2 protein-coding genes are annotated in these 2,320 nt (G+C 54.0%); both read right to left on the bottom strand.

Annotation, left to right across the window (positions count from 1 at the left end; translation table 11 throughout):
* Positions 1–621 precede the first annotated feature (621 nt).
* Entirely contained in the window at positions 622–1,671 is a 1,050-nt protein-coding gene (locus tag ACMV5H_RS25345) for a hypothetical protein (RefSeq protein WP_414822778.1), read from the bottom strand.
* A 53-nt stretch (positions 1,672–1,724) separates the two neighbouring features.
* Positions 1,725–2,320 (bottom strand): fimbria/pilus outer membrane usher protein (locus tag ACMV5H_RS25340; RefSeq protein WP_414822777.1); only part of this gene is annotated, 596 nt, incomplete at its 5' end.

The following is a 2,320-nucleotide window of genomic DNA, read 5'->3' as shown; positions in this document are numbered from 1 at the left end:
CAACCGGCAGCGTCGTCATTCCCGGTTGGGTAATCTCTCACCGGCAGACTTCGAGAAGAACTATTATTGCATGGCTGCTTAATAAAAGAACAAATGACAGTGTCCGCTATTGCCAGTACACCTCAGAGATGCACGATAAGATCATCGGCTCGTATCTGACAATCAACCACTACCACTAAATCTGCGTCACGACCGTATAACGCGAGTTGATATTGCCTAAAAACGTCGGAAGGTAACTTTTTTGACTTTTCGTGTTTTCTGCCAGAATGGTAGATATTGAGAATATTCTATTTTAGCAATGCAGAAAAATTCTCGGGATAAGGGCTCCTCGGGCTAGTAGCCTTTCAAATTGCATGGGAAATATCGTTGATACCGATCGCACCAAAGGTATTCATCCGGGTACGGCTCTCCGTGGTTTCAACCGGTTTATTATCAAACCATAGCTATAAAGAAGGCGAACGTGAGCAAAACACAACCATCCGGGAATTCGGGATAAATCGCTAAAGGTGTTTTTGCGTGGTTGGCATAAAAAATCCTGCTTGTCGGTATGTCGGTGGAGATCAGCTTCAACACGCTGGACGGTTGGATAATCACCCAACCGTCAGCAGCGCCAAATGCGGCTCAGTTAAACGTCACCAGCATTTCTGTAGAGGCAGTGACCGCACCGAATGGCACGCTACTGCCTCCTGAACACAGTCGCCAGGTGAGCTGATTGGTCAAGGTTTTGCTGCTTTCTGCACTGGTGATACTGCCCAGTTTTATGAGGGAGTTATCAAAGCGCAAGCCGGTTGTGGCATTGCAGTCGCCACTGCCGGTCACCCCGTTATCAATTTCCCCGGTGATATAGCCTCCCTTCTGGTTTAATGCCAGCCTCGAAGCGGTACTGTCGTACAGGCCGCTGATGGCGCGGAACTGCAGATTGATATTGGCATTTATCCGGTCAGTAGGCTGCCCGCAGGTGGCAACCAGTTGCACGGGCTTCACCGCCAGTTCTGCATTGGCCTGGGTATTGCGAATGACCGATCCGAAGTTAATGGCCGTCGGGGTATTCACACTACATTCCAGCGTGGAGATGCGCAGGGAAATATTGGTGGGCAGTATAGAGGTCCTTCTATCCCCTAAGGTAGTGGCGGAAAAGCTACCAAAATACATGGGGGGAACTGAACCCTCTCCAGCTTTTTGGCTGCCGTCCGCCACCAGTACCCAGGTGCCTGAGAGCGTCGCCGTACGAGTACCGGAACTTGAGTAAAATGTATCATTCGACGACATGGCAGGGGGCAGGCACCATGTATAGTCTGGCGGTGAGGTAATATTCCCTTGTGACGTTGAGGAGCCTTCGGTTTCCGGCAGCCCAATGGTGCCAGTCAACATCCCCTGTGAATTGTTACTTAGGGTATAAGTGGCGCTACCCGAGGCCCGAGGCATCAATCCGACTCCAGGTACCCCGGTCAGCGGGAAGGCCAAATAGCCACCAATGCTTTTCAATTCATTTGAGGCCATACACCGGGTCGTTGACTTGGAGACTGACAAGAGTCCGAATTGGGGATCAAGTTTCGGATTACCGAGATTGCCACGTAATGTCGCGTTAAACGGCATGCCCTCCCATAGGATCCCCGTGCCCTTGCCGATGGTGATGGTTTCCGCCAGAACGGGGGCCGCAAGGGGCATCATTAACGCCATGCTGGCGATACCGCATGATGCGGTCTTTATTAATCGTTGTTTAATCACTGTCCTTCCTCACATTGCACATTCAGCATGCGCACCGGATTATTTGCTGATACTGCTGCCTTGCTCAGGCTGAAGTGGGCTAGGCACTGCTGTGCAGTCCCACGGCCCCACGCCGCGCGCAATTTTCCCTGTTCCGGCAACCCGCTCAGGTAGACCTGGCCGGCATCACCCACGATGCCGCTGTTGATCTCCGCTCCTTCCCCGGCCAGTGTCACCAGCGTGCCGAAGGGTACCGGCATGCCAGCCTGGGTCAGGGTTATCAGCGCCTGATAGCCGGTGCGTGGCGTAAACGTGGCTGCTACCACCGCCCCTTTGGTGGGATAGACATTGGTGCTGCTCTGCGGCAGGTCGACATCTTCCGGCAGCGTCGACGGGTTCAGGCTCACCGTGTTGTTTTGGTAAGGCGACAGGTACGGCACTACCGCATAACCGCGACTGTCGGTACGGACTCCGCCGTTCATCACACTCACCCCGGCAGCGCCCGGTGCGCGGACCACGGCCACCGAGGTGCCCAGTTGCTGACTCAGCGTCACCCCGTTGGGGTGTACCACCAGCCCCCCGTTACCACTCACATTCAGTGAGTTATAGCGGC

The sequence above is a fragment of the Serratia sp. N21D137 genome, assembly GCF_047530005.1.
GTDB lineage: Bacteria > Pseudomonadota > Gammaproteobacteria > Enterobacterales > Enterobacteriaceae > Chania > Chania fonticola_B.
This window is presented reverse-complemented; position numbering and strand designations above follow the sequence as displayed.

Excerpts from the sequence above, each read along its gene's own strand:
- ACMV5H_RS25345 (WP_414822778.1), bottom strand. The coding sequence starts at position 1,671 with ATGATGCCCCTTGCGGCCCCCGTTCTGGCGGAAACCATCACCATCGGC.